Consider the following 556-nt stretch of genomic DNA (forward strand, 5'->3'; position numbering starts at 1 on the left):
TTGCTTGCTCTGTGGGAGGCCTGCTTGTCGTCGTACCGCCCGGGTTGCCGGGGCTGGCGGTGGTGGATGGTGGGTCATCTTCCGTACTTTGAGAACTGCACAGTGGACGCGAGCATCTTGTAAGTATTGTTCTGGATATCCGCGCTGGTCCGCGTACATCGCTCACCGATCCTGGCTTTCGCTGGGGTGCGGGGGTGTTGTGGTGGGCGGGCGTGGGTGTTGTGTGTGGTCAAGTTGTTAAGGGCACACGGTGGATGCCTGGGCACCAGGAGCCGATGAAGGACGTAGGAGGCTGCGATAAGCCTCGGGGAGCTGTCAACCGAGCGTTGATCCGAGGATTTCCGAATGGGGGAACCCCGCACCAGTCATGTGGTGTGACCCGCGCCTGAACACATAGGGCGTGTGGAGGGAACGTGGGGAAGTGAAACATCTCAGTACCCACAGGAAGAGAAAACAACCGTGATTCCGTGAGTAGTGGCGAGCGAAAGCGGATGAGGCTAAACCGATTGCATGCCAAGCCGGCAGGCGTTGTGTGGTCGGGGTCGTGGGACGATTC

The 556-nt window shown here is 59.7% G+C and carries 1 rRNA gene; it reads left to right on the forward strand.

Annotated features, from left to right (window positions below):
* Positions 1–227: 227 nt before the first annotated feature.
* A 23S ribosomal RNA gene (locus O2W53_RS23780) occupies positions 228–556 on the forward strand; the annotation flags it as partial.

Source organism: Modestobacter sp. VKM Ac-2978, from assembly GCF_026968025.1.
GTDB lineage: Bacteria > Actinomycetota > Actinomycetes > Mycobacteriales > Geodermatophilaceae > Modestobacter.